Annotated in this window: 26 protein-coding genes; 3 read left to right on the top strand and 23 right to left on the bottom strand. The window is 68.3% G+C overall.

The window, feature by feature from the left end; all coding sequences use genetic code 11:
- The first annotated feature begins 1 nt into the window (after nucleotide 1).
- On the top strand, nucleotides 2-283 hold the full coding sequence (locus tag ABD188_RS05190) for a type II toxin-antitoxin system VapB family antitoxin (protein WP_344059189.1): 282 nt from the start codon (nucleotides 2-4) through the stop codon (nucleotides 281-283).
- Nucleotides 284-298: 15 nt separating this feature from the next.
- Here ABD188_RS05190 and ABD188_RS05185 read toward each other — a convergent pair whose 3' ends face one another.
- The 6 genes from ABD188_RS05185 to ABD188_RS05160 all read right to left on the bottom strand — a co-directional run bounded on the left by ABD188_RS05185 (nucleotide 299) and on the right by ABD188_RS05160 (nucleotide 6,005).
- A complete protein-coding gene (locus ABD188_RS05185; RefSeq protein WP_344059187.1) occupies nucleotides 299-703 on the bottom strand; it encodes a dehydrogenase in 405 nt (134 codons plus the stop codon).
- 27 nt (nucleotides 704-730) lie between these two features.
- The gene (locus ABD188_RS05180) at nucleotides 731-1,447 is read right to left on the bottom strand and encodes a FadR/GntR family transcriptional regulator (protein WP_344059185.1); all 717 of its coding nucleotides are present in this window, start codon (nucleotides 1,445-1,447) and stop codon (nucleotides 731-733) included.
- A 156-nt stretch (nucleotides 1,448-1,603) separates the two neighbouring features.
- The gene (locus ABD188_RS05175) at nucleotides 1,604-2,377 is read right to left on the bottom strand and encodes a 3-oxoacyl-ACP reductase (protein WP_344059183.1); all 774 of its coding nucleotides are present in this window, start codon (nucleotides 2,375-2,377) and stop codon (nucleotides 1,604-1,606) included.
- A gap of 121 nt (nucleotides 2,378-2,498) precedes the next feature.
- On the bottom strand, nucleotides 2,499-3,863 hold the full coding sequence (locus tag ABD188_RS05170; RefSeq protein WP_344059181.1) for an aldehyde dehydrogenase family protein: 1,365 nt from the start codon (nucleotides 3,861-3,863) through the stop codon (nucleotides 2,499-2,501).
- Nucleotides 3,860-4,588, bottom strand: a complete 729-nt coding sequence (locus tag ABD188_RS05165) for a gamma-glutamyl-gamma-aminobutyrate hydrolase family protein (RefSeq protein ID WP_344066877.1) — start codon at nucleotides 4,586-4,588, stop codon at nucleotides 3,860-3,862. Before ABD188_RS05165 ends, ABD188_RS05170 begins: the two co-directional genes overlap by 4 nt.
- A gap of 61 nt (nucleotides 4,589-4,649) precedes the next feature.
- Entirely contained in the window at nucleotides 4,650-6,005 is a 1,356-nt protein-coding gene (locus ABD188_RS05160) for a glutamine synthetase family protein (protein ID WP_344059179.1), read from the bottom strand.
- Between the two features lie 179 nt (nucleotides 6,006-6,184).
- On the opposite strand from ABD188_RS05160, the gene ABD188_RS05155 reads away from it, so the two are divergent.
- Nucleotides 6,185-7,741 carry an amino acid permease gene (locus ABD188_RS05155; protein WP_344059177.1) on the top strand — a complete coding sequence of 519 codons (1,557 nt, stop codon included), beginning with the start codon at nucleotides 6,185-6,187 and terminating at the stop codon, nucleotides 7,739-7,741.
- Nucleotides 7,742-8,019: 278 nt separating this feature from the next.
- Here ABD188_RS05155 and ABD188_RS05150 read toward each other — a convergent pair whose 3' ends face one another.
- The 6 genes from ABD188_RS05150 to ABD188_RS05125 all read right to left on the bottom strand — a co-directional run bounded on the left by ABD188_RS05150 (nucleotide 8,020) and on the right by ABD188_RS05125 (nucleotide 14,724).
- Nucleotides 8,020-8,781 (bottom strand): hypothetical protein, encoded by a 762-nt coding sequence (locus ABD188_RS05150; protein WP_344059175.1) that lies wholly within the window; start codon nucleotides 8,779-8,781, stop codon nucleotides 8,020-8,022.
- An 87-nt stretch (nucleotides 8,782-8,868) separates the two neighbouring features.
- Nucleotides 8,869-9,372: an amino-acid N-acetyltransferase gene (locus tag ABD188_RS05145; RefSeq protein WP_344059173.1), complete on the bottom strand. Its 504-nt coding sequence runs from the start codon at nucleotides 9,370-9,372 to the stop codon at nucleotides 8,869-8,871.
- A gap of 82 nt (nucleotides 9,373-9,454) precedes the next feature.
- Complete coding sequence (locus ABD188_RS05140; RefSeq protein WP_344059172.1) at nucleotides 9,455-11,983, bottom strand: ATP-dependent Clp protease ATP-binding subunit; 2,529 nt, start codon at nucleotides 11,981-11,983, stop codon at nucleotides 9,455-9,457.
- Nucleotides 11,984-12,125: 142 nt separating this feature from the next.
- Entirely contained in the window at nucleotides 12,126-12,848 is a 723-nt protein-coding gene (locus ABD188_RS05135) for a hypothetical protein (protein WP_344059170.1), read from the bottom strand.
- Between the two features lie 142 nt (nucleotides 12,849-12,990).
- Nucleotides 12,991-14,457 carry a cardiolipin synthase gene (gene cls, locus ABD188_RS05130; protein ID WP_344059168.1) on the bottom strand — a complete coding sequence of 489 codons (1,467 nt, stop codon included), beginning with the start codon at nucleotides 14,455-14,457 and terminating at the stop codon, nucleotides 12,991-12,993.
- Between the two features lie 60 nt (nucleotides 14,458-14,517).
- Complete coding sequence (locus ABD188_RS05125) at nucleotides 14,518-14,724, bottom strand: hypothetical protein (protein WP_344059166.1); 207 nt, start codon at nucleotides 14,722-14,724, stop codon at nucleotides 14,518-14,520.
- Between the two features lie 112 nt (nucleotides 14,725-14,836).
- Between ABD188_RS05125 and ABD188_RS05120 the strand changes: the two genes are divergently transcribed.
- Nucleotides 14,837-16,075 (top strand): DUF4192 family protein, encoded by a 1,239-nt coding sequence (locus ABD188_RS05120; RefSeq protein ID WP_344059164.1) that lies wholly within the window; start codon nucleotides 14,837-14,839, stop codon nucleotides 16,073-16,075.
- Between the two features lie 38 nt (nucleotides 16,076-16,113).
- Here ABD188_RS05120 and lysS read toward each other — a convergent pair whose 3' ends face one another.
- The 11 genes from lysS to folE all read right to left on the bottom strand — a co-directional run bounded on the left by lysS (nucleotide 16,114) and on the right by folE (nucleotide 25,443).
- Complete coding sequence (lysS, locus tag ABD188_RS05115) at nucleotides 16,114-17,625, bottom strand: lysine--tRNA ligase (protein ID WP_344059162.1); 1,512 nt, start codon at nucleotides 17,623-17,625, stop codon at nucleotides 16,114-16,116.
- Nucleotides 17,626-17,972: 347 nt separating this feature from the next.
- Nucleotides 17,973-18,755 carry an MBL fold metallo-hydrolase gene (locus ABD188_RS05110; RefSeq protein WP_344059161.1) on the bottom strand — a complete coding sequence of 261 codons (783 nt, stop codon included), beginning with the start codon at nucleotides 18,753-18,755 and terminating at the stop codon, nucleotides 17,973-17,975.
- Between the two features lie 10 nt (nucleotides 18,756-18,765).
- The gene (gene panC, locus ABD188_RS05105; protein WP_344059159.1) at nucleotides 18,766-19,614 is read right to left on the bottom strand and encodes a pantoate--beta-alanine ligase; all 849 of its coding nucleotides are present in this window, start codon (nucleotides 19,612-19,614) and stop codon (nucleotides 18,766-18,768) included.
- Nucleotides 19,611-20,324, bottom strand: a complete 714-nt coding sequence (locus ABD188_RS05100) for a Rossmann-like and DUF2520 domain-containing protein (RefSeq protein ID WP_344059157.1) — start codon at nucleotides 20,322-20,324, stop codon at nucleotides 19,611-19,613. Before ABD188_RS05100 ends, panC begins: the two co-directional genes overlap by 4 nt.
- Nucleotides 20,321-22,126 (bottom strand): PH domain-containing protein, encoded by a 1,806-nt coding sequence (locus ABD188_RS05095; RefSeq protein WP_344059155.1) that lies wholly within the window; start codon nucleotides 22,124-22,126, stop codon nucleotides 20,321-20,323. Before ABD188_RS05095 ends, ABD188_RS05100 begins: the two co-directional genes overlap by 4 nt.
- Nucleotides 22,123-22,710, bottom strand: coding sequence for a PH domain-containing protein (locus tag ABD188_RS05090; RefSeq protein WP_344059153.1), 588 nt, complete (start codon nucleotides 22,708-22,710; stop codon nucleotides 22,123-22,125). The genes ABD188_RS05095 and ABD188_RS05090 overlap by 4 nt, the downstream gene beginning before the upstream one ends.
- Nucleotides 22,655-23,149, bottom strand: coding sequence for a DUF3180 domain-containing protein (locus tag ABD188_RS05085; RefSeq protein WP_344059152.1), 495 nt, complete (start codon nucleotides 23,147-23,149; stop codon nucleotides 22,655-22,657). Before ABD188_RS05085 ends, ABD188_RS05090 begins: the two co-directional genes overlap by 56 nt.
- Nucleotides 23,146-23,679 carry a 2-amino-4-hydroxy-6-hydroxymethyldihydropteridine diphosphokinase gene (folK, locus tag ABD188_RS05080; protein WP_344059150.1) on the bottom strand — a complete coding sequence of 178 codons (534 nt, stop codon included), beginning with the start codon at nucleotides 23,677-23,679 and terminating at the stop codon, nucleotides 23,146-23,148. The genes ABD188_RS05085 and folK overlap by 4 nt, the downstream gene beginning before the upstream one ends.
- Nucleotides 23,676-24,044: a dihydroneopterin aldolase gene (gene folB, locus ABD188_RS05075; RefSeq protein ID WP_344059148.1), complete on the bottom strand. Its 369-nt coding sequence runs from the start codon at nucleotides 24,042-24,044 to the stop codon at nucleotides 23,676-23,678. Before folB ends, folK begins: the two co-directional genes overlap by 4 nt.
- The gene (gene folP, locus ABD188_RS05070; protein ID WP_344059146.1) at nucleotides 24,026-24,856 is read right to left on the bottom strand and encodes a dihydropteroate synthase; all 831 of its coding nucleotides are present in this window, start codon (nucleotides 24,854-24,856) and stop codon (nucleotides 24,026-24,028) included. Before folP ends, folB begins: the two co-directional genes overlap by 19 nt.
- Nucleotides 24,853-25,443, bottom strand: a complete 591-nt coding sequence (gene folE / locus ABD188_RS05065) for a GTP cyclohydrolase I (protein ID WP_344059144.1) — start codon at nucleotides 25,441-25,443, stop codon at nucleotides 24,853-24,855. Before folE ends, folP begins: the two co-directional genes overlap by 4 nt.
- Between the last annotated feature and the right edge of the window lie 4 nt (nucleotides 25,444-25,447).

Below are 25,447 nucleotides of genomic sequence, written 5' to 3'. Positions count from 1 at the left end.
AGTGCACGACGCAGTGCGCGAATTGGCTCGAGTGCTGGGCGTCTCTCAGACCTCTGCGGTCGAGGTCGCGGTGCGCGCAAAGCTCGCCGAGTTGCATGTCGAGCATCAGCGCATCGACCGTGAGAAGCGAATCCGGCAGGCGGTCGCGGAGTGGCAGGCCATTCCAGGCATGGAGGATCTCCCCGATCCGGACTTCCTGTACGACCCTGGCACGGGTCTTCCCCGATGCTTCGTCGGCGACGACTTCGGGCACACCGACATCCGCTCAGCTCTCTCCGATTAGGCAGTTGTGCCGTACTCACGCATCGAGCGCGGCGATGAGGTCGGCGGGTGTCGACCTCATCGGGTGCGGGCCCGCCAGGTCGAAGAGGACTGTCGCGATCTGATCCTGGTTCACGCCGAGGAACGCGCGCAACCAGTCTGGCGATTGCAATGACACCGACGTCGGCAGGGCCGCGGGCTTGTGCGATTCGTCGCTGAAGAGCACGAGGGCGATCTCACCACTGCTCGGATCCCGAAACGTCCAGACGTCCTCGGCGACGAGCGGACCGTCGTGCGGGTCGGTGCCCGTCAACGGCACGACGACTGGGCCATGACGCAACGCGAAGGCCACGGCGGCGACATCCTGGGTCTGCAGGGCATCACTCAGCGCAGTGTTGCGCAGCCCCTGCTCCGACCGCTCGGGCTCCCTCTTCCGTGCCATCCGTCAAGCGTAGACGGGGTCGGATGCTCAGGCGAGGAACCCGCGCAGCAGTGCCTCCGACCCGGCCAGATGCTCCAAGATCGCCGTTTCAGCAGCATCCGGTCGCCCCGCGAGGATCGCGGCGACGATGCTCTCGTGCTGCTCGTTCGAGTGCTCGATGTTGCGGGGCAGCAGTGGAAACGTGTCGAGCCACGCGTTGACGCGGGCACGATTCTCGGCAGCGAGCGCGACCAGCGACGGGATGCCGGCGAGCTCGGCGATCGTGAGATGCAGCAGCGTGTCGGCACGGCGATAGTCGCCTTCGGCCGCGGCGGTCGCCGCCTCGTGTCGCGACCACAGGTCGGCGCGCGCCTCGGGCTCGAGCGCGCGGCCCGCGGCGGCCCGCGCTGCCCCTGCCTCGATCACCCGACGAAGGCCGAGCACGTCCTCCAGCTCGTCGAGCGGCACCGAGACCGGTTCGGCAGGACGCGGCAGCGGGAGGGCGACGAACGTGCCGCCGTATCGGCCGCGGCGGCGCACGAGATATCCGGTGTCGGCGAGCTCGCGGATCGCTTCGCGCACGGTGTCACGACTCACGCCGTACCGGGTCGCGAGCTCACGCTCCGGGGGGAGCGACTCGCCGGGCGCGACGACGCCGAGCCGGATCGTCTGCACCAGCCGTGCGACGGTGTCTTCGAGGGCGTTGCCCTCGCGCACCGGCCGGTAGACGGCTCGACGCACCTCGCGCAGCGGCGCGTCAGTCACGGGGTTCCCCGCCATCCGGTGTCATGACTCCGCCTGGGCGGAGTCGCCCGCCGTCCGCTCGGTGCGGAATTGTGCGGCTGAACCCGCCGCCGCGGAATTCCGAGCGAGTTGTGAAACCAAGACCCACGATCGATGCAACGGCCATGAACCCATCCCCTAGAGCGGCGTGACGTACGCGTTCGTGATGCCCCCGTCCACCACGAAGGCGGTCGCGGTGATGAAGGATGCGTCATCCGATGCGAGGAACGCGACAGCCGCGGCGAGTTCCCCCGGCTCTGCGAAACGACCCATCGGCACATGCACGAGCCGCCGCTGGGCGCGCTCGGGATCCTTGGCGAACAGCTCCTGCAGGAGAGGGGTGTTCACGGGTCCCGGGCACAGCGCGTTGACGCGGATGCCCTGCCGCGCGAACTGCACGCCGAGCTCGCGAGTCAGCGCGAGCACCCCGCCCTTCGACGCGGTGTAGCTGATCTGCGAGGTCGCTGAGCCGAGCAGCGCCACGAAAGATGCGGTGTTGATGATCGACCCCCGCCCTTGGGGCACCATGTGGCGCAGTGCCGCGCGCGAGCAGAGGTAGACGCTCTTCAGGTTCACATCCTGCACACGGTCCCACGCCGGCAGTCCAGTCGTCTCGATCGAGTCGTCGTCGGCGGGCGAGATCCCGGCGTTGTTGAACGCGATATCGAGGCGCCCGAACCGCTCGAACACGCCGTCGAACAGGGCATCCACCTTCGCCTCGTCCGCCACGTCGACAGGCCAGAAGATGCCACCGACTTCGGATGCCGCAGCCTCGCCGGACACCGGATCCATGTCGGCGATCATCACGGCCGCCCCTTCAGCCGCGAACCGTCGGGCCGTGGCGAGCCCGATGCCACTCGCGCCCCCGGTGATGATCGCGACCCGGTCCTTCAGTCGCTGCGTCAGATCCATCTGCTCCCTCTCTGCCTCATGTCCCGAACTCCCCGCTCGATGTCCCGAAATCCCTCACCTGGTGGCTGTGAAAGCGGGGGGTTCTGGGACATGCCCGCCTGAAGCACGCGCCGCGTGGAGGTCATGGCACATCCGTCGCGAAGAAGACGTTCTTGATCTCGGTGAAGTGCTCCGCGGCATCCGGACCGAGTTCGCGACCCAGGCCGGACGCCTTCATGCCGCCGAACGGCGTCCAATACCGCACCGATGAGTGGGAGTTGACCGAGAGCACGCCGCTCTTGACACCCCTCGAGACCCGGATGCCGCGACCCAGACTCTCCGTCCAGATCGAGCCCGCCAGTCCGTATGCGGTGTCGTTGGCGAGACGGATGGCGTCGGCTTCGTCGTCGAACGGCAGCACCGCGACCACGGGACCGAAGACCTCCTCCTGCGCGATCCGGTCGGCCGGCTCGGCGAGCACCACGGTCGGTGCGAACCAGAATCCGTCACCCGTCGGAGCGGAGCCACGGAACGCGACGCGCGCGTCGTCGAGGAACGAAGCGACCGTCTCGCGGTGGGCCGCGGAGATGAGGGGTCCCATCTCGGTGCTCTCGAGCAGCGGATCACCGACCCGCCACGCCGTCACCGCCGGTTCGAGCAGTTCGAGGAACCGGTCGTACACGCTTCGCTGCACGAGGATGCGGCTGCGCGCGCAGCAGTCCTGTCCGGCGTTGTCGAAGACCGCGCCGGGGGCGGACGCAGCTGCCTTCTCGAGATCTGCGTCTGCGAACACGATGTTGGCGCTCTTGCCGCCGAGCTCGAGCGTCACGGGCTTGAGCGCGCGAGCGCACCCTGCGGCGACATCCGTCCCGACCTCGGTCGAACCCGTGAAGACGACTTTTCTGACGTCCGGGTGCGACACGAACCGCTGCCCGACGACTGACCCCGAGCCGGTCACGACCTGGAAGAGCCCCTCGGGCAGCCCTGCCTCGAGCGCGAGTTCGCCGAGGCGCATCGCTGTGAGCGGGGTCAGCTCGGCGGGCTTCAGCACCACGGCGTTGCCCGCGGCGAGCGCCGGAGCGAAGCCCCACGACGCCGTCGTCATCGGGAAGTTCCACGGCACGATGATGCCCACGACGCCATACGGCTCGTGGAACGTGACGTCGAGCCCCCCGGCGACCGGGATCTGCTGGCCGCTCAGCCTCTCGGGAGCACCGGCGTAGAAGTTGAGCACCTGAGCGACATGCGCGGCCTCCCACCGGGCCGAACCGATCGGATGCCCGGAGTTGCGCACCTCGAGCTGCGCGAGCCCCTCGCCGTGGGCTTCGACCACACGTGCGAACTCCCGCAGGGCGTCGGCGCGCGCCACAGGCGGGAGCGCCGCCCACCCCCGCTGCGCCGCGACCGCCCGTACGATGACCGCATCGACCTCGGACTCGGTCGCGCGCGGCACCTCGGCGAGCGGCGTCGCCGTCGCAGGGTTGATGACCGTGAAGGTGCCGGTCATGCGTCGACGTCCTGACGGGCCTGCGAGTACGCGGATGCCGCGGCCACGAGTCCCTCGAACAGCCGGCGATCCTGGGCATTCTCTTCGGGATGCCACTGCACCCCGACGACGTAGCCCTCGCCGCCCGATTCGATGGCCTGCACCAGACCGTCGTCGGTGCGAGCGGTGGCGATGAGTCCCTCGCCGAGCTGGTCGATGCCCTGGTGGTGATAGCTGTGCACATCGATGGGGTCGGTGCCGACGAGCTGCGCGAGGACCGAGCCGTCGTCGGCGATCACTTCATTCGTGGCGAAGACCCCACCTCCGATGCGGTATCGCTCCGTGCCCAGTGCCTCGGGCAGATGCTGATGCAGCGTGCCGCCGCGCGCGACGTTCACGAGCTGAAGTCCTCGACAGATCGCGAGCACCGGTACCCGGCGCTCCTCCGCGCCTCGGAACAGCGCGAGCTCCCACGCGTCGCGATCGGGCCTCGCCGGGTCGGTGAGCGGATGTCGCTGCGCACCGTAGAGCTCGGGCTGCACGTCGAGGCCGCCGGTGAGGATGAGACCGTCCAGACCGTCCATCACAGCGGCGGCTGCGGCATCCGGTTCAGGCTGGGGCGGCAGGAGCACCGCGACGCCGCCCGAGGAGGTGACCGCGTCGAGGTACCGCTGCGGGAGGAATGCGGCGCGCACATCCCACACCCCCTGCTTCGCCTGTTCGAGGTAGGTGGTGAGGCCGATCACCGGACGCGGCCCCGGTTCGGCGCGTCGCTCAACGACCGGATCGGTGGACACCGGCGTGCGGTCAGAGTCGTTCGAAGCCACGCACCCGCTCCCAGTCCGTCACGGCGGAATCAAACGCCTCGAACTCGATGCGCGCCTGGTTGAGATAGTGGTCGACCATCTGGTCGCCGAAGGCCGCGCGGGCGATCGACGAGTCGGCGAACAGCTGGGCGGCTTCGCGCAGCGTCGTCGGCAGCTGCTCGGCGCCCGAGGTGTACGCGTTGCCCGCGAGCGGATCGGGCAGTGCCAGCTCGTTCTCGATGCCGTGCAGACCGCCGGCGATGATCGCCGAGATGCCGAGGTACGGGTTCACATCGCCGCCCGGCACGCGGTTCTCGACTCGCAGCGACGAGCCGTGGCCAACGACCCGCAGCGCGCAGGTGCGATTGTCGACGCCCCACGCGATGCCGGTCGGCGCGAACGAACCCTTCGCGTACCGCTTGTAGGAATTGATGGTCGGCGCGTACAGCAGGGTGAACTCGCGCAGGGTCGCCAGAATACCGGCGATCCAATGCTCCATCAGCGGGCTGAATCCATGCTCGCCCTCTCCGGCCATGACTGCCGCGCCGGAGTCGCCCCGCACCGAGAGGTGGATGTGGCAGCTGTTGCCCTCGCGCTCGTTGAACTTGGCCATGAAGGTCAGCGCCTTGCCGTGCTGTTCAGCGATGGCCTTGGCGCCGTTCTTGTAGATCACGTGCTGATCAGCGGTCTCCAGCACCTCCGCGTAGCGGAAGGCGATCTCCTGCTGGCCGAAGTTGCACTCGCCCTTCACGCCCTCGCAATACATTCCGGCACCATCCATCGAGAGCCGGATGTCGCGCAGCAGCGGCTCGAGCCGTCCCGAGGCGAGCAGGTCGTAGTCGACGTTGTAGTCGGTGGAGGGGGTGAGGCCGCGATAACCGCGCGACCAGGCATCCCGGTAGGTGTCGTCGAAGACGATGAACTCGAGTTCCGTGCCCGAGTACGCGACGAGTCCCCGGTCGGCGAGGCGCGCACGCTGACCCTTCAGGATCTCGCGCGGTGACTGTGCGACCGCATCGCCGCCCTCCCATGCGAGGTCGGCCATCGCCAGTGCCGTACCTGGGAGCCACGGGATGCGGCGCAGCGTGGCAGGGTCGGACAGCAGCATCATGTCGCCGTAGCCGGTCTCCCAGCTCGACATCGCGTACCCGTCGACGGTGTTCATGTCGACGTCGACCGACAGCAGATAGTTGCATGCTTCGGCACCGTGGGGCAGGACCTCCTCCTGGAAGAACCGCGCCGAGACGCGCTTGCCGACCAATCTGCCCTGGGCATCGGCGAAGGCGACGACCACGGTGTCGATCTCTCCGGCCGCGATCCCGGCGTCGAGGTCAGTGACGGAGAGATTGCCGCTCATTCGGGTTCCTTTCGATGGGACGATCCGACCTTTGACGCCGCACGTCGCACGCATCCGAGGCTAACTGTAGCCACCGATCCCGAATCAAAGGTAGACATCCGGTACCAATAGGCACCACAATCGTGCCAACGCCGGGCGACCCCCGAATGCCCGCGCACCCGAGTCGTCCTGGAGGACGCATGTCTGGAACCAAGAACTCCGTCTCCGGTGTCACGTATACCAAAGCAGGCGAAGGCTACTTCGAAAAGCGTCAGCTCAAACGTTCAGCGCGGTTCTGGGGCCTCTGGGGTCTCGGCGTCGCCGCGGTCATCTCCGGCGACTTCTCGGGCTGGAACTTCGGCATCGGATCCGCGGGCTGGGGCGGTCTGCTGGTCGCCTCGCTGATCATCGTGGTCATGTACTTCGGCATGCTCTTCTCGATCGGCGAGATGTCGGCTGCGCTCCCCCATACCGGTGGGGCCTACTCATTCGCCCGGTCGGCCATGGGACCCTGGGGCGGGTTCGTCACCGGGCTCGCAGAGACCATCGAGTACGTCTTCACGACCGGCGTCATCGTGCTCTTCTCGGCGGGTTATCTCAACGACATCATCGCGACCCTCACGGGATTCGACCTGGCCGGCGTCGGCTATCTGTGGGTGTGGTGGGTCATCCTCTACGCGGTCTTCATCGCGCTGAACGCCGCGGGTGCCGCGATCTCGTTCAAGTTCGCCGTCGTGGTGTCCATCCTGTCGATCGGCGTCATCGTCCTGTTCGGCATCCTCGCATTCGCCAACGGCGCCGTCGACTTCGCCAAGCTGTGGGACATCGCTCCTGACGAGAGCGTCGCGGGCAGCTCCGAATTCCTGCCGTTCGGCTGGTGGGGCATCCTGTTCGCGCTGCCCTTCGCGATGTGGTTCTTCCTCGGCATCGAGGAGCTGCCGCTGGCCGCGGAGGAGGCGCACGACCCGACGAAGGACATCCCTCGCGCGGGAATCTGGGGTCTCATCACGCTGATCGGCACCGGTGCGATCGTTCTCTTCCTCAACCCGGCAGTGACCGGGTCGGAGGCACTCGGTGCCGCCGGCGAACCGCTGCTCGACGGATTCCGGGCGTTCCTGCCGGCCGAGCTCGCTGCCGTCCTGTCGCTGTTCGCCCTCATCGGCCTGCTCGCGTCGCTGCAGGGGATCATGTTCGCCTACGGACGCAACATGTACTCCCTCTCGCGCGCGGGCTATTACCCGAAGTTCCTGTCGCTGACCGGCAAACGCCAGACCCCCTGGGTCGCCCTGCTCGTGGGAGCGGCGATCGGGTTCGTGGTCCTGCTTGCGGTGGACCTCATCACGAAGAACAACCCCGACATCGGCGCGGTCTCCAACGCGATCGTGCTGAACATCGCGGTGTGGGGCGCCGTGATCTCATACCTCCTGCAGATGGTGTCGTACGTCATCCTCAAGGTGAAGCTGCCGGATGCCGCACGGCCGTATGTGAGTCCGGTCGGCATCGGCGGCGCGGTCGTCGCCGGCGTCATCGCACTGGCGACGTTCATCGGGCAGCTGATCAACCCCGGCTACACCGCGGCGATCATCGCGATCGGGGTCGTCTACGTCATCGGTCTGGTCATCTTCGCCCTCGTCGGACGCAACCGCCTCGTGCTTTCGCCCGAGGAGGAGTACGCGCTTTCGGGCGGACAGCACGGCGATCCGCAGACAGAAGGCTACGACGCGATGGAGACCGAGGTCTTCGGCGACAAGCCCTAGACAGTGTGGATGCGGGGCGTCGGGTCCTGGGGAGACCCGTCGCCCCGCATCAATAGCTCCCGGTTACCGGAGGGCCCCCTCGGCCTTCCCCTTCGGGGAAGTTCGAGAGGGCCAGCTCTCGGGTGGCTCACGATCACTCGCTGGGGACGAGGTTTGCTGCTGGGGACAGCTCGAGCCTTCTCATCGGGAGCTGATACCAGATTACGCGCGATTCGTCCACTAGTATGTCCCCTCTTCGGCGGACACGGAGATCACGTGCCGGAAGAGCGGGCCAGGCCTCAGTAAAGCAGCAGCTGGGCCGAATCGGTCGAGGAGATTCCCCCGATCTCCACCTCGAGATGATACGAGGCGCCCCCTCCTGGAGCACGCGGACGATCAGCGGCAGAGCAGGTGTCGACCGCCGAACGAGTCCGATCCCAGACCAGCGGTGCGGCGCTCGACACGGTCTGACCGGCAGCCAGCAGCACCACCATGTCACTCGGCTCGGTCTGGCAGTCCGTCGAGCGCCACCATGTGTCGTCGCCGCTCGTGATCGTGAAGACCTGGGCGCTCGTGCCGACGTTGAGGGTGCAGTCCGTTGTGCCGTTGTTGGTGAGGCTGATCGACAGCTGCGGGTTCTGGCCCGTCGCATAGGTCTGCTGATCGGTGACCGGCGTCACTGCCACATCGCGCGGGAGACACGCCTCGGCGACGGGAGTGACCGAAGGCGACGGGGCGGCCCCTGTCTCTTCCCCGTCTGCCGCTGCGTCACCGGTGCCCTCCGCGGCGGCCGCATCGTCCACGGCAGCGTCGTCGGCGGCGTTGTCTTCGTCGGGCGCACTGGGGGTGGCCGAGGCCGACGGAACCGGCAGTTCGGTGGCGGCATCCTGCGACTTCCCCGTCGACGCAGGTGTGCCTTCGGATGCCGCGCCCCGCCACGGCTGTGCGATCAGAAGCCAGACCACGGCGACGACGGCGAGGATGCCGACGAGAAGGACGATCCGCCGACGGCGATAGACCGCCGGAGAATGCCGCCTGCGGCGCGGAGGTTCGGTCGCCATGCGCCCAGGTTAGGACGCGGATGCCTCCAAGCCGCTCCGGCGCGCCCGGGACGACCTCCCCCGAGGGGCAAGCCGACCGGAGTGACCCTAGAGGACCTTGAGCATCCGGGTGTTGCCGAGGGTGTTGGGCTTGACGTGCGCGAGGTCCAGGAACTCAGCGACACCTTCGTCGGGGCTGCGCACCAGCTGCGAGTAGACGTCCTGGTCGACGACCTGTTCGCCGATCGGGGCGAAGCCGCGTCGGGTGAAGAACTCGACCTCGAATGTCAGGCAGAACAGGCGCGACAGCCCGAGCGCCTGCGCGCTGGCTTCCAGGCCCTCCACGAGTGCACGGCCGACTCCGTGATGCAGCCAGTCGTCCGAGACGATCAGCGTGCGCACTTCGCCGAGGTCCTCCCACATCACGTGCAGGGCGCCGCATCCGATCAGCGTGCCGTGCTCGTCCTCTGCGACGAGGAACTGCTGCACTGCCTCGTACAGGACGACCAGGTCCTTGCCGAGCAGGATCCGCCGTTGCACGAACGGCTCGAGCAGAGCCTGGATGCCGCGCACGTCCGCGCTGCGCGCCGGTCGTACCGTGAAGTCCCCCACGCGTCCAGCTTAGGCGGGAGGGTCGCTGCGCCCGAACGACGAAGAGCGGATGCCGCAGCATCCGCTCTTCGTTCGCTCCGCCTTACTCGCCGCTCGCGACCGCCAGGTCGATCGTTCCACTGATCTCGCCGCCGCCGACGACGCCGACTGCGACAGGTGTGTTGCGCGGGCCGTTCTCGAACACGAACTCGCCGTTCAGCGCATCGACCTTCACGTGATCGCCGGAGTTCAGCTCGCCGTGCAGGATGCGCTCCGAGAGACGATCCTCGATCTCGTGCTGCATCGCGCGGCGGAGCGGGCGAGCACCGAGGGCGGGATCGAACCCGATCTCGATGAGCTTCTCCTTCGCGGCCAGCGTCAGCTCGATCGTCATGTCGCGATCGAGCAGGCGATCGCCGAGGCGCTTGGTGAACAGATCCACGATCTGGATCAGCTCAGGCTTCGACAGCTGCGGGAACACGATGATGTCGTCGACGCGGTTCAGGAACTCGGGCTTGAAGTGGCGCTTGAGCTCTTCCTTGACCTTGCCCTGCATGCGGTCGTACGACGTCGAGCTGTCACCCTCGACCTGGAACCCGACCGGGCCGCCCGCGATGTCGCGTGCGCCGAGGTTGGTCGTCATGATGATGACGGTGTTCTTGAAGTCGATCATGCGGCCCTGACCGTCGGTCAGTCGACCCTCCTCGAGGATCTGCAGAAGCGAGTTGAAGATGTCGGGGTGCGCCTTCTCGATCTCGTCGAAGAGCACGACCGAGAACGGCTTGCGGCGCACCTTCTCGGTGAGCTGGCCACCCTCTTCGAACCCGACGAAGCCCGGAGGGGCACCGAAAAGGCGCGAGACGGTGTGCTTCTCACCGAACTCCGACATGTCGAGCGAGATGAGCGCGGCCTCATCGTCGAAGAGGAATTCCGCGAGCGCCTTCGCGAGCTCGGTCTTTCCGACGCCGGTGGGGCCGGCGAAGATGAACGAGCCGTTCGGACGCTTGGGGTCCTTCAGACCCGCACGCTGACGACGGATCGTCTTCGCGAGAGCGGCGATCGCCTCTTCCTGCCCGATGACGCGCTGGTGCAGAGCCTTCTCCATGAAGACGAGACGGCTCGACTCCTCCTCGGTGAGCTTGAACACCGGGATGCCGGTGGCCTGAGCGAGCACCTCGGCGATGAGTCCCTCATCGACCACGGCGTGGGATGCGACATCCCCGCTGCGCCACTGCTTCTCGAGGCGCAGGCGCTCGGCGAGCAGGGATTTCTCCTCGTCACGCAGCGATGCGGCCTTCTCGAAGTCCTGGTCCTCGGACGCCTGCTCCTTCTGGCGACGGACCTCGGCGATCTTCTCGTCGAACTCGCGCAGCTCGGGCGGGCTCGAGAGGATCGACAGGCGCAGGCGAGCGCCGGCCTCGTCGATCAGGTCGATGGCCTTGTCGGGCAGGAAGCGGTCGCTCACGTACCGATCGGCGAGGTTCGCCGCCGCGACGATCGCGCCATCCGTGATCTGCACCTTGTGGTGCGCCTCGTAGCGGTCGCGCAGCCCCTTGAGGATGTTGATCGCGTGGGGCAGGCTCGGCTCGGCGACCTGGATCGGCTGGAAGCGGCGCTCGAGCGCGGCATCCTTCTCGAAGTGCTTGCGGTACTCGTCGAGCGTGGTCGCGCCGATCGTCTGCAGCTCACCGCGGGCGAGCAGCGGCTTCAGGATCGACGCGGCGTCGATCGCACCCTCTGCAGCACCGGCACCCACGAGCGTGTGGATCTCGTCGATGAAGACGATGATGTCGCCGCGGGTGCGGATCTCCTTCGTGACCTTCTTGAGGCGCTCCTCGAAGTCACCGCGGTAGCGGGAGCCGGCTATGAGCGAGCCGAGGTCGAGCGAATAGAGCTGCTTGTCCTTCAGCGTCTCGGGCACATCGCCCTTGACGATCGCCTGAGCGAGCCCCTCGACGACGGCGGTCTTGCCGACGCCGGGCTCGCCGATCAGCACGGGGTTGTTCTTGGAGCGGCGCGAGAGGATCTGCATCACGCGCTCGATCTCCTTCTCGCGCCCGATGACCGGGTCGAGCTTGTTCTCGCGCGCCGCCTGCGTGAGGTTGCGGCCGAACTGATCGAGCACCTGCGAGCCGCCCTGTGCCTGCTGCGCGTTGTCGTGCGCGGCACCCGAGACGGCTGCGGGCTCCTTGCCCTGGTAGCCGGAGAGGAGCTGGATGACCTGCTGGCGCACCTTGTTCAGGTCGGCGCCGAGCTTCACCAGCACCTGGGCGGCCACTCCCTCACCCTCGCGGATGAGTCCGAGCAGGATGTGCTCGGTGCCGATGTAGTTGTGACCCAGCTGCAGCGCTTCGCGCAGCGAGAGCTCGAGAACCTTCTTCGCGCGCGGCGTGAACGGGATGTGCCCGGTGGGCTGCTGCTGCCCCTGGCCGATGATGTCCTGCACCTGCTCGCGCACTGCGTCGAGCGAAATGCCGAGGCTTTCCAGTGCCTTGGCCGCCACGCCTTCACCCTCGTGGATGAGACCCAGCAGGATGTGCTCAGTGCCGATGTAATTGTGATTGAGCATCTTCGCCTCTTCTTGGGCGAGGACGACCACTCGACGGGCTCGGTCCGTGAATCTCTCGAACATCGTTTTCCTCCGGGGCAGGGACAGGTCGGTCGACCCCTCTTGGTGCCTTAGAACGAGGGTAACGAGCCCCCGGATGCCAAGTGGCGATGTTCGCCGTAGGCATAGCGCCGCGACATCCTGTGTCGGCGGTCGCGGCTGCGACTCAGCTGTTGGTGCCGTAGATGGGGACCTTGACGTCGTCGAACTCGCCGCCCGTCAGGATCAGCTCGACGTCGCTGTCTTCCTCGAGGTCGTTGACCGCGGCGACCTGACCGCGGGGGGCCATGTCCATCGTGCAGGCCTGGTCGTCGGGGGGAGTCTGGAAGGTGACGGTGACCTCGGCGGGTGCGGTGGCCGCGACATCCTCGATCACGGGGACGCAGGTCGACGAGCCCCAGGTGAGGATCACGAACTGACCCGCGGCGGTCGCCCAGCCGGCGCTCGGCTGGAAGTCGGTCTCGCCGCCGGGCGCGAGCCCGGCCACTGCCGCCAGGTCGACCTGACCCTGCTGGTTGTCGCCCGTCACTTCGATGGAGAGGTCCTCTTCGGGGTCGACGTCCTCTGGCACACCCACGAGTGTGACGCGAGGCACGAGATCCGCAGTGCAGGCCTCGTCCTCTTCGGGAGCCGCGAGCGTGACCTGGAGAACGCCGTCCTCGCTGACATCGGCGCTCTCGGCCTGGGGCACGCACGTCGAACTGCCCACGGTCACGAGTCCGATCACGCGGCCGTTGTCGAGCCAGGCGGCTCCGAGGTCGGGGTCTGCTGCGACGGGCTGCGTCGGCTCCTCGGATGGGGATCCACTGGTGGAAGACGCGCAGCCGGCAAGGGCGATGCTCGCCAGCGCGAGCGCACCGAGTCCGGCCAGGAGTGCGGAACGAGCCATGGACATGCCTTTCGACGAGGTGCCGCTCACACGCGGACCGGCCGCATCCCTGCGCCCGGCCCCTCCATCATGGCGCAGAAGCCTGGCCAACGCCCGGAAGATCGATCACGAGCTGATCACGGCGTGGCGCCTTGTCGAAGCCCTACTGCAGAGCGGATGTCAGACGCGCGAGGTTGTCGAGCACCGTCGAACGGAGGGGCTGCTTCTCCCACTCCTCGAGCGTCAGCTCGCGGCTGAGGCCGCGGTACATGTCCTCCACGCCGCGCATCTCGCGGATGAACTCTTCGCCGCGCACGAGCATCGAGATCTCCATGTTGAGACCGAACGATCGCATGTCCATGTTGCTCGAGCCGATGATCGCGACCTCGTCGTCGATCGTCATGCACTTCGAGTGCAGGATGAAGGGCCTCTGGTACATCCAGATCTTCACTCCGGCTCGTAGAAGCGCCTCGTAGTAGCTGCGCTGCGCGTGGTAGACGAGGGCCTGGTCGCCCTCCTCCGACACGAACAGCTCGACGTGAATGCCGCGTTGGCAGGCCGTTGTGATGGCGAGGAGCAGGGCTTCGTCGGGGACGAAGTAGGGGCTCACGATGATGATCTTGTGCTGCGCTGCGAACAGGAGACCCGCGAACAGCTTGAGGTTGTTCTGGAACTCGAATCCCGGCCCCGACGGAATGATCTGGCAGTCGAGGTCGCCAGGTCCCGAGCGGACGTCGAACAGGTCGATCTCGTCGGTGAGCACCTCGTCGGTCTCGCTGTACCAGTCCGAGAGGAAGACCGCGTTGACGGATGCCACGACCGGCCCCTCGAGTCGCACCATGAGATCGACCCAGTGCAGTCCGCGCCTGATGTTCTTGTTGAGGTTGTACGTCGAGTCCGTCACGTTCTGCGATCCCATGAAGGCGACGCGCCCATCGAGGACGAGAAGCTTGCGGTGGTTGCGCAGGTCGGGCCGCTGGTACCGCCCCCTGAACGGCTGCACTGGCAGCATGAGCCGCCACTGCGCGCCCATCGCATCGAGGCGCTTGAGGGTCCTGCGATAGAAGGGCTTGCCGCGGTTGGCCCAGTGATCGAGCAGCACTCTGACCGTGAGGCCCCGCGCGCGGGCCTCCTCGAGCGCCCGGAACAGGTTGTCGGTCGCGGCATCCGTCTGGAATATATAGAACTCCACATGGACGTACAGCTCGGCCTTGCGGATCGCCTCGGCCATCGCGTCGAGGCTCTCCTGATACTCGGGGATGAGGTGGGCGGCGTTGTCACCGGCCAACGGCATCGCGCCGAGGTTGCGGTTGAGCGTGACCAACGACGTGAACCATCCCGGAGCGTGCGGGCGCAGTGTGCCGAAATCGAGATGCTCGCTCGTCTCGTGGATGTAGGTGTTGATGCGCTCCTGCTTGCGCCGCCGTTTGCGCGGGAGCCGAGGATTGCCGATCAGCAGGAAGAGGAAGACGCCGATGAGAGGGATGAAGTAGATCGCCAGCAGCCAGGCCATCGCGGCTGTCGGCCGGCGATTGCGGGGAACGAAGATGATCGCGAGCACGCGCACGACCAGGTCGAACACGAAGACGAGGATCAGCCACCACGACGCGTCGAATGTGAGCGTGATCACGCGCCGCCCCTTCCGCCCGCCCGTCGCCGGCAATCTGCCCCAGCGTAGCCGGGGGTGAGGTCAGTGCTCAGACGCCGAGGATGCGGCGGCCGGGGCCGGGGCCGGCGGAAGACCCCGCTTCGCGCGCTCCTCGGCCTCGATGCGCGCATACTCGCGGCGCTCGGTGCGGTCGGCGCGGATGACGCTGCGCAGCACGAAGAAGAACAGGGCGCTCACGACGACGGTCGGCAACAGCGACCACAGCACGGCAGCCCAGTAGTCGTCCATGGGCTCCAGAATACCCGGCCACGCTTCCTCCCCAGCCGCGCGCGACGGTGCTCACCGTCCACAGCTGCGTCCGACGTCGTTTCGGCATCCGCGGACCACCCACTCTCGACGCATGACAACGATCGTGAAGGCCGCAAGTCCGGCCGAATTCCTGTCCCTCGTCCCGCACCTCCTGGGATTCCGTCCGGTTCGCAGCCTCGTCGTGATCCCCTTCGCGGGGTCGCGCAGTCTCGGCGCCATGCGATTCGATCTTCCCGACGATGAGCCCGATGCGATCGACCGCGTCGCCTCGACGATCATCGGCATGGTGTGCCGCGTCGCCGAGGCTGAATCCCTGACGACGGTCGTCTACACCGACGCACGGTTCGCGGATGCCGAAGGGATGCCGCACCGCGACCTCTCCGCCGCTCTCGAGACCCGAGCCCACGCCTGCGGCATGCGCGTGGTGGACGGACTGTGCGTCGCGGGGGATGGGTGGGGCTCGTACCTCGATGCGGAGTGCCCTCCGGCAGGGCGAGCGCTGGCCGAACTCGGCGACGGCGCCGCTCCGGTGGGGTCGCTTCCCGATCCGGCGGGCGACCAGACGACGGGTGCGACGCTTCCCTCCGTCGATCTCGCCGAGCGGGAGAGGGTTGCTCGGGCGCTCGCGAGCCTCCACGATGCGGTGGCGCTGCTGTGCGGCCCCGATTCCAACGGCGACGATCGCGAGGATGTCGGCGCGGCGGCCGATGCCGGCATCGATGTCGATGGGGCGGCGGCATCCGCCGCCACTGACGTTCCAGCTGCCCCGGACGACTCGCGCCGCATCGACCCGCGCGCGTTGGCCGCGGTGTGCGTGCTCGATGACCTGCCGACGCTCTTCGAGGCCGCCCTGGCGTGGGACATCGACGCCCTCGAGCCGTACGACGCAGCGTCGATCGCGTGGTGCCTCGCCCGGCCCGCGATGCGTGACATCGCGCTTGTCCAGTGGTGCGGAGGCCTGGCAGCCGGCGACGAGGCGCTCGACGCGCAGCTGCGGTGGGAGGCCGGCGAGGAGTACCCGGCGCACCTCGCGATGCACATGTGGGGAGAGGGTGCGCAGCCCGATCCCGATCGCCTGTCCGCCGCGCTCGGGCTCGCCCGGCGGGTGGCGGCGGGCGCACCGCGTGGCGAGCGGGCCGGTGCGCTGGCGACCTGCGCATGGCTGGCCTGGGCGCTGGGGCGCTCGACGCACGCGGAGCTCTATGCGCTCGAAGCCTGCACGATCGAGCCCGAGCACGGGCTCGCCGAGATCGTGCGTTCGTTCGTGCACGCCGGGCATCTGCCGGACTGGGCCTTCCAGCGGCCGCCGCGATCGAAGCGCCGGAGCTGAAGCCCGGGGATTTCGGGGCGGCCGCGCTCGCGGTGAGGCTACTTGACGAGAGGGAAGAGAATCGTCTCGCGGATGCCGAGGCCGGTGATCGCCATGAGGAGGCGGTCGATTCCCATGCCCATGCCGCCCGAGGGGGGCATGCCGTATTCGAGCGCACGCAGGAATTCCTCGTCGATGCGCATCGCCTCGAGGTCACCCCGAGCGGCGAGCTTCGCCTGCTCCGTGAAGCGCTCGCGCTGAATGACGGGATCGACCAGCTCGGAGTACCCGGTCGCGAGCTCGAAGCCGCGCACGTAGAGATCCCACTTCTCGACGGCGCCTTCGATCGTGCGGTGCTCGCGCACGAGCGGGCTCGTGTCGAGGGGGAAGTCCATCACGAAGGTCGGCCGCGTCAGCCCACTCTTGACGTAGTGCTCCCAGAGCTCTTCGACGAGCTTGCCGGGGGTCGCGTGGGCCGGTGCTTCGACACCGGCCTCGGCCGCGAGCGCCAACAGATCGTCGAGGGATGTCTGCGGGCTCACGGCGTGACCCGAGGCCTCCGACAGCGAGTCGTACATCGACAGCCGATCCCACTGCCCGCCGAGGTCGTACTCCGTGCCGTCGGCCCACGTGACGACGGTCGAGCCCGCGACTGCGATGGCGGCGTTCTGGATGAGCTCCTGGGTCAGGTCGGCGATCCCGTTGTAGTCGCTGTAGGCCTGATACGCCTCGAGCATCGCGAACTCAGGACTATGCGTGGAGTCGGCGCCCTCGTTGCGGAAGTTGCGATTGATCTCGAACACGCGATCGATGCCGCCCACGACGGCGCGCTTGAGGAAGAGCTCGGGCGCGATGCGCAGGTACAGGTCGGCGTCGAACGCGTTCGAGTTCGTGATGAAGGGGCGAGCGGATGCTCCGCCGTGCTGCACCTGCAGCATCGGCGTCTCGACCTCGAGGAATCCTCGCGAGGCGAAGGTCTCGCGCAAGCTGGCGTTGACCTTGGCCCGCGCGACGACCGTCTCGCGGGCGCGGTCGCGAACGATGAGGTCGAGGTAGCGACTGCGCACCCGGGTCTCTTCGCTCAACTCGGCGTACATGTTGGGCAGCGGAAGAAGCGCCTTGGCCGCGACCGCCCAGTCGGTCACCATGATCGACAGCTCTCCTCGGCGGCTCGAGATGACCTCGCCCTCGACGAAGACGTGGTCACCCAGATCGACGAGCTCTTTCCACTCCTGCAGCGACTCCTCGCCGACTGAGGCAAGCGACACCATCGCCTGAATGCGGCTGCCGTCACCGGACTGCAGTGTCGCGAAGCAGAGCTTGCCGGTGTTGCGGCTGAAGACCACCCGGCCGGCCACCGCAGCCGTCTCGCCCGTCTCCGCACCGGCATCGAGGTCGCCGAACCTGTGGCGCAGGTCGGGAATGGTGTGGGTGATGGGAAGGGTGACGGGGTACGCGCCGCCGGCGGCATCTGCTCGCCCGGCATTCAGCCGGTCACGCTTGGCGAGGCGCACCGCCTTCTGCTCGAATATCTCGTCGTCGGTCGGCTCGGGGGCAGGCGTGTCGGTCATCGGGCGGGGCTCCTTGCAAAGTCGGGCCCAAGTCTATCGACGGGACCGCGTGCGTCCCCTGCGTACAGCGGCGACGCTGCTCCGCGCCAGCCGTGTCGGGTTGCGACGGCGCATCGGACAGGGCTTCCGCAGACATTTGCCGTACACGCTGATGAACTTCCCGCTCACAGGCGCCCCGGAGGGGTGTGGGCCTGAGGTTCAATGGGAAAAGAGGGGAACGCCGAAACTTTCGGATTTGCCGCGCCCACTGGGACCATGGCCCGCAAACGGACGGGGCGCCGGACGCTTCGACGAGCTCAGCGGCCGACCGCAAACCGACCACATCGACCAACCCGACGGCAGGGCCGTCACATCACGTCGACCGGGTCGCCGAGGGGCAGCCATCGGATCCGCTCGCGCACCGCGGCCGGAGCCCCGGCGAAGACCGCTGCTGCGGCCTCCTCCTGCTCGGTGAAGTGGCTCCAGCCCTCGACGTGTGCGGGCACGACGATTCCGGGCGCAGCGAGCTCGATGAGCTCGACGGCGGCCGCGGCATCCATCGTGTATGCGAGCGGACCCGTGAGCGGGAACTTCACCGCACCGATATTGACGATCGCGACGTCCGGCTCGAGGCCTGCGGCGGCGCGACGCAGCCCGCCGTAGAGCACGGTGTCGCCGGTGACCCAGAGACCCGGACGATCCGCACCCTCGAGCGTCAGCGCGAAGCCGGTCGCCGGCCCCACGATCGGGCGCGTAAGCGGCGGACCGTGCCGGCAGGGTGTCGCGACGACGGTGATTGTCGGCCTGCCGGAGTCGATCATTAGCGTCTTGGCCCCAGACTCGAGCCCGCGAGCGTGAGGGTGCCCGAGCGCTTTCGCACCCGCGACGGTGGTCACCACGGTTGACGCGCGGGAGAGGCCGGCGCGGCCGGCGTCGTCGAGGTTGTCGGCGTGCTGGTGGTGGCTGAGCAGCACGATGTCGACGTCACCCACCTCATCGAGCTGAATCGCCGGTCCGGCGGTCTTGCGCGAGCTCGTTCCGAGCCCGAACGAATACGTGCGGCCGGGCGCATCGAACGTCGGATCGGTGAGGATGCGCCAGCCCATCCACTCGATGAGGACGGTGGGTCCGCCGATTCGAGTGATGCGCACGTCGCCTCCGTCAGCCGATGTAGATCTCGGCGTTGTCGATGAACCGATGACCCGCCACCGTTGCAGCGATGAGTGCGAACGCGGGTCCGCGGTGACCTTCGTCTACGGGCAGGAAGGTCTCCGGGTCGACGACGCTCAAATACTCGAGCCGGATGCGCTCCTCGCCCATGAGCGACGACTGCGCTGCTGCGGTGCAGGCATCGACCCCCCGGTCGGCATTCGAGGCCGCCGCATCGAGCGCGGCAGAAAGCTTGGCCGCGGCAGCGAGATCGCGAGCCTCGAGCATTCCGACGCGCGTCGATACCGGCAAGCCGTCGTCGCCGCGCACCGTTTCGACCGTGACCACCTCGACGTCGAAGTACAGGTCTCGGATCATCCGCTTGACGAGGAAGATGCGCTGCCGATCGCGCTCACCGTAGACCGCTACATCGGGTTTGACGAGATTCAGCAGCTTCGCCTCGACCGTGAGCAGGCCGTCGAAGTAGAAGGGTCGCGATCGGCCTTCATAGCGCAGGCCGAGATCGCCGGCGCTCACCTTCGTCGTGCTCGACCCGTTCGGGAGCAGTTCGTCGGTCGCCGGCGCGAAGATCACGTCCACTCCAAGGGATGCCAGCAACTGCTGGTCATCGTCGGGCGTCCGCGGATACGCCTCGAACTGGGCGGAGTTCGCGAACCGAAGCGGATTCACGAAGACCGAGACCACCACGATGTCGGCCACCTCCCGCGCGCGATGGACGAGGTCGATGTGGCCGTCGTGGAGGGCGCCGATGGTGGAGATGAGCGCGATCCTGGCGCCGTCCGGCGCTGCGGCTCTGGCCTCGGCCAGTCGGGTGCGCAGCCCGTCGATGGTGCTGATCATCCGTCGATCGTAGCGGTGGGCGCGCCCCCGAGACCGAAACCCGGATCGGCGAGCGCGTGGTCGATCGTGGAATGCGCGAGCGCCGACAGATATGCGCCCGGGTTGGGCACACCGGCCTGGCGCAGCAGGGCCACGGCCTGGCCGACGATGGAGCGGGAGAATTCGGTCGCGGTCGATATCGCCTCGGCGTACGCCGCCCGGTCCTCCTCGGCCACGACGACCGGCTCGCAGCCGAGCTCGACGGCGAGGGCCTGCGCGATCGGCAGCACCGGTGCGGGAGCCGTCACGGCGGCATAGGCGGTCGCCAGCTGCCGCCGGTCGATCGATGTGCCGGTGAACGCGATCGCGGGGTGCACAGCCAGCGGAATCGCACCCTTCGCAACCGCGGGGGCCAGGATGTCGGTGCCGAACGCGGGGTCGGTGTGCAGTACGAGCTGTCCGGGCTGCCAGGCTCCGATGTCGGCCAGACCGCTGACGAGTCCGGCGAGCTGATCGTGCGGGACGGCGACGATGACGAGCTCGCTCCGGCGGATCACCTCGATGGCGTCCAACAGCGGAACGCCCGGCAGCATGGCCTCCACCCGCGCGTCATCCGAGCCGTGCGTGATGCCGACGAGCGCATGACCCGCGCCGGCGAGCGCCGAGCCGAGCACCGGTCCGACCCGGCCCGCTCCGATGATGCCCACTCCGAGGCGGCCGTCCCGGGTCACGACGGGCGCTCCGACGCGGCACTCGACGACACCGCATCGTCGACGTCCGTTGTGGGCTCCGGCACGTCGGCGTCGTCGAGGCCCGCAGCACCCCCCATGCCGGGGTCGCCATCCGCCGCACCCGGCGCGCCGGCGTCACCAGCCCCAGCACTGACCGCATCCGCAGCCCAGCGGTGCGATCGGTCGCCCGAGGAGGCGCGGACTGTGCCGCGCGCGACGTCGGCGAAAAGCTTCAGCGCCTCGACGCGGTCGATCGCGGAGAGCTGAGTCCAGACCGGGCCGACGACGACATGGCCGTGCCCGGAGGCGATGCGCAGGATCCGGTCGACCGGACCCTGATGCACGGCGAAGCTCTGCAGGCGCGCGAGAGGCAGCACCGAGAGCTTGCGCCAGATGAGCCCGCGCCGCAGGAGCAGCACGTCCTCGGCGAGGCGGAAGCCGTTGCGGCGCCACGACAGCGGGCGGAGGAACCACGCTCGCTTCGGAGTCGTGGTGAAGGTGTCCGTCTCGGATGGCCCGAACATCCCCTCCTGCACGATGAGGGGCCACTCGGCGTCCGGCACCGCGGGCAGCAGCAGCCGAAGCACCCGTTCCACGTCGGCTGCTGTGCCGACGGGAAGGGCCGTGGTGAACTGGTCGCGGTTCGTGTCGTTCGCGTTCCGGCCGCTCAGCCGGTTGATGCGGATCGACCACCATCCTGCGGGTCGCCACAGGATCGGCTGCGCGATCTCGACGGCGTGCACACGACCAGGCGGCACGACCTCGGTCACCGTCGTCAGCAGCCCGAACGTGATCCGCACCCCGTCCGGGGTGGGAGCGATCGAGTACCGCAGAGATCGGAGGATCGAGCGCACCCAGTACGCGCCGAAGCCGATCAGCGCGGGGATGAACGCGAAAAGGAGCCAGGTCACCCCCTGCGACACCCCGATGATGACGCCGATCAGCGCCACCAGCAGGAAGACCGTTCCGGGGCTGATGATGTGCGAGACCACGAGCCTCACAACGGGGATGTGCACGACCGATTCGGGTACGTCGACCGGCGCCTCATCGCCCTCGATCAGGCCGTTGATCCCCCGGCTCACCGTCTGGCCGAGCGCTGCGACGCGGGATGTGCGCTCCCCGGGCGCGGCGGCGCGCGCGGCGGCCTCCGCAAGTCGTCGGCCCGATGCGAGGCGCAGGATGTCGGCCCGCACCGCTTCGGCATTGGGGGTCGAGAGGTACTCGAGCTTGACGTTGGCGTCGGTGCCCGCACCGACCACCTCGAGCTTCGCCATGCCCAGCAGGCGCGCGATCATCGGCCGCGTGAGGTTCACCCCCTGCACGCGGTCGAGGGGCGCACGGCGCTGCGTGCGGAACAGGATGCCGCTTCGCACCTCGACGTCGTCTCCGGTGATGCGGAACGTGTGGAACCGCCAGGACATGTAGAAGATCGCGATGAGCACGAGCAGTATGGCGAGCACCGCCAGAATCGCGACGATGTACAGGTTGTTGACGATGATGAAGTCGATCGGGTCGCCGGTGCCCTCCCACTCCTCCAGCTCGTCGGCGGGGATGTCGGGCGCGAGCGACGGGATGAAGAGGTAGAGCAGGCGGTCGCGCAGGTTCGAGACGACGAGCCCGAAGATGATGAGCAGCACCAGCCCGCCGCGCAGCAGCGGCGTGAGAGGGTGAAGTCGGTGCCATTCACCGTCGCTGAGCGGCGAGCGCACCAGGTTCTGCGGCGGGGAGGCGTGCTCGGTCGTCGAAACGGCCGGCGCGCCCGGGTCCAGCGGCGTGCCCTGCGGGGGGAGCGGATCGGTCATAGGCCCGTGCGGCGACTCTCCGCGACGGCGACGAGCTGATCACGGAGGGTCTCGGCCGTCTTCTGCTCGAGGCCGGGGATCGTGACGCCGGTCGCGGCAGCCGCGGTGACGAACTTGAGCTGCGCGATCCCGAAGCCGCGGTCGAGCGGCCCGTGCGTGATGTCGACGAGCTGCATCCGGCCGTACGGCACCGCGACGAGACGCTGCCACAGGATGCCGCGGCGGAAGACGAGGTCGTCGTCACGCAGCCGATACCCGATCGCGCGCGCCTGGCGCGGCAGGATCGCGAGTGTCCAGGCCAGGATCACCGTCAAGATCCCTCCCGGAATCCAGGCCCACATCTGGTGGAAGCCGAGGGTGAGCACCAGCGTGGCGGCGACGACGACGAGGAAGAAAGATCCGGTGGAGATCAGCTGCACCCACACGTACTTGCGCGAGATCTGGTGCCACTCGCCGGGCTCGATCGCGAGGCGGTTCTCGGACCGCGGCTCGACGAGCCGGTCGTACGTCCCGGCGTCCAGGGTTCCCTCAGTGGTCGTGGGGGCTTGGCCGGAGTCCGGGATCATCCCCGGGGTGTTCGTCATCGTCGTCCTTCCGGATCGTGCACAGCTGTTCGGCGACAAGACCTGCGGCGACGAGCAGCGCCCCGCACACCGCTGTCGCGATGATGGTGCCCATCGAGCCTACCGACGGGGCGACGGGGCGGGTCAGCAGGAACAGCAGGAGTCCGAGCCCCGCACCCCCGATCGCAGCACCGACGATGCTCGACGCCTTCGCGAGCATCGCGATCCGCAGCGCGCGGAACGGATTGACCGGCGCGCCCTTCGGACCGCGCGTGGCGCGACGGATGGGCACGGCGAGCGCGATCACGATCCCACCGAGCAGTACGAGCAGGATCGGCAGAGTCACGGCGGGGGTGAAGGTCGGTCGGCCGGTCGAGGTGAGCACCTGGTCGAACAAGAACCCGGCGGCGACACCGAGCGCCGCCGAGATGAGAAGGATGCCGGCCCCGGTGCGTTTCACAGGGTGGCTCGCAGTCGTTCGAGCAGCGCATCGACACGACCGGAGCCCGGCAGCTCGGCGTCCGCGTCGAGCGAGAGCCACGGTTCGAGCACGAAATCGCGCTCGAACGCACGCGGATGCGGCAGCGTGAGCCGTGGGTCGGCACTGCGGATGTCGCCGAAGGCGATGAGGTCGAGGTCGAGCGTGCGGTCGCCCCATCGCTCCTGTCGCTGCCGACCGTGTCGCGCCTCGATCGCCTGCAGGTAGGTGAGCAGTACCGTCGGGGCGAGCCGAGTGGTGACGAGAGCGACACCGTTGAGGTACGCCGGGGCGGAGACATCCGGTCCATCGGGCTTCACGGCGACCGACTCGGTCGGGATGGATGCGCGGACGGCGTCGACGAGGGGCAGCCGCGCGAGGTCGTCGATCGCGGCAGCGAGGGTTGCCGCGCGGTCGCCGAGGTTCGAGCCGAGCGCGACGACGGCCTCAACGGGGGCCGGATGCCGGCGCTCCACGTCGCCGGTGAAGCCCTGAGCCAGACGGCGATTCATCGATCCGCCGTCCGTGAGCGCTCGACGGTCACAGCGACATCGGCGAACGGCAGCGGGATCGGCGCCTGCGGCTTGTGCACGGTCACTCGAACCCGGTCGACCAGGGGGTATGCGAGAAGGGCCTCGGCGATGCGCGCCGCCAGAGTCTCGAGCAGGTCCACGGGCTCCCCCGCGACGATCTCGGCCACCCGCTCGGCTGCTTCGCCGTAGTGGACGGTGTCTGCGACGTCATCCGTCTCGGCTGCGGGTCGCAGGTCGAGCACCAGGGTGAAGTCGACGATGAAGTCCTGGCCGATCCGCCGTTCGTCGTCGTAGACGCCGTGGCGTCCGAAGACGCGCAGCCCGGTCAGCGTGATCTCGTCCATCGACCCTCCCCCTTCCAGCTCGTCGCGATCTTCAGTGCGTCCCTCGTCGCGGTGACGTCGTGGACGCGCACGGCCCAAGCGCCGGACTGCGCGGCGAGAACACTCGTGACGGCGGTCGCGAGATCGCGTCGCTGTTCGGAGACGTCGATCGCGTCATCCTGCTCCAATGTCTCGGCGAGGAACCGCTTGCGACTCGTGCCGATGAGCACACGATGACCCAGCCCGCCGATGCGCTCGATCCCGCGCAGGGTCGCCCAGTTCTGCTCGCCGATCTTGCCGAACCCGATGCCGGGATCGACGACGACCCTGGCCGGAGGGATGCCCGCGCCCGCGGCAGCCTCGACGCGCCCTGTGAGCTCGCCGAGCACCTCGGCGACAACATCCGCGTACTCCGCCCTCGCGTACATGTCCGAAGATGGGCCTCGCCAATGCCCGAGCACGACATCCGCCGACGTCGCTGCGACGGCGGAAAGCATGTCCGGGTCGGCGATGCCACCCGACACATCGTTCACGATCCGTGCACCGGCCTCGACCGCCGCAACGGCCGTGGAGGCGTTCATGGTGTCGACGCTCACCAGCGCACCCGCAGCGGCGAGCGCCTGCACGACCGGCAGCACACGCTCCTGCTCGACCTCGACCGGCACGCGCTCCGCGCCCGGTCGCGTCGATTCGCCGCCCACGTCGAGGATGTGGGCGCCCTGCGCGCGCAGCAGCAGTCCTCGGGCGATGGCGGCATCCGCGTCGAGGTACCGACCGCCGTCGCTGAATGAGTCGGGGGTCACATTGACGATCCCCATGATGAGTGTGCTCATCCGCGGCTCGCCCCGAGGAGTGCCATCAGCTCTGCCCGTGCCGCCGGTTCGGCGAGGTCACCGCGGGCCGCGATCGTGACGGTCGAGGCATCCGTCTGCCGCCCGCCGCGCATCGTCACGCACTCGTGCGTCGCATCCAGCACCACGAGGACGCCGCGGGTGTCGAGCGACGACGCGATGACATCCGCGATCTGCTCACCCAGCCGCTCCTGCACCTGCGGGCGCGACGCGAGCACGTCGACGAGCTTGGGCAGTGCGCCGAGCCCCACGACCTGCTCGCCCGGCAGATACGCGATGTGGGCGTGGCCGCGGAAGGGCAGCAGGTGGTGCTCGCACATCGAGCGGAATCGGATGTCGCGCAGCATCACCGCGCCCGAAGGCAGCGTCTCGGGCGCAGGCCCGCGCGCGACGGAGATGGTGTGCGCGAGGGGGGCTGCGGCATCCTCACCCACGCCGGCGAAGAACTCCGCGTACGCGTCCGCCACCCGCGAAGGGGTCAGCCGCAGGCCCGGCCGATCAGGGTCTTCCCCGATCGCCTCGAGCAGTTCCCGCACCAGCGCGGCGACGCGCTCACGATCTACGGCCACGGGC

The sequence above is a fragment of the Microbacterium pumilum genome (genome assembly GCF_039530225.1).
GTDB classification, from domain to species: Bacteria; Actinomycetota; Actinomycetes; order Actinomycetales; family Microbacteriaceae; genus Microbacterium; species Microbacterium pumilum.
Note: the sequence above shows the minus strand (reverse complement) of the source record. Positions and strands in the feature narration are given on the sequence as shown.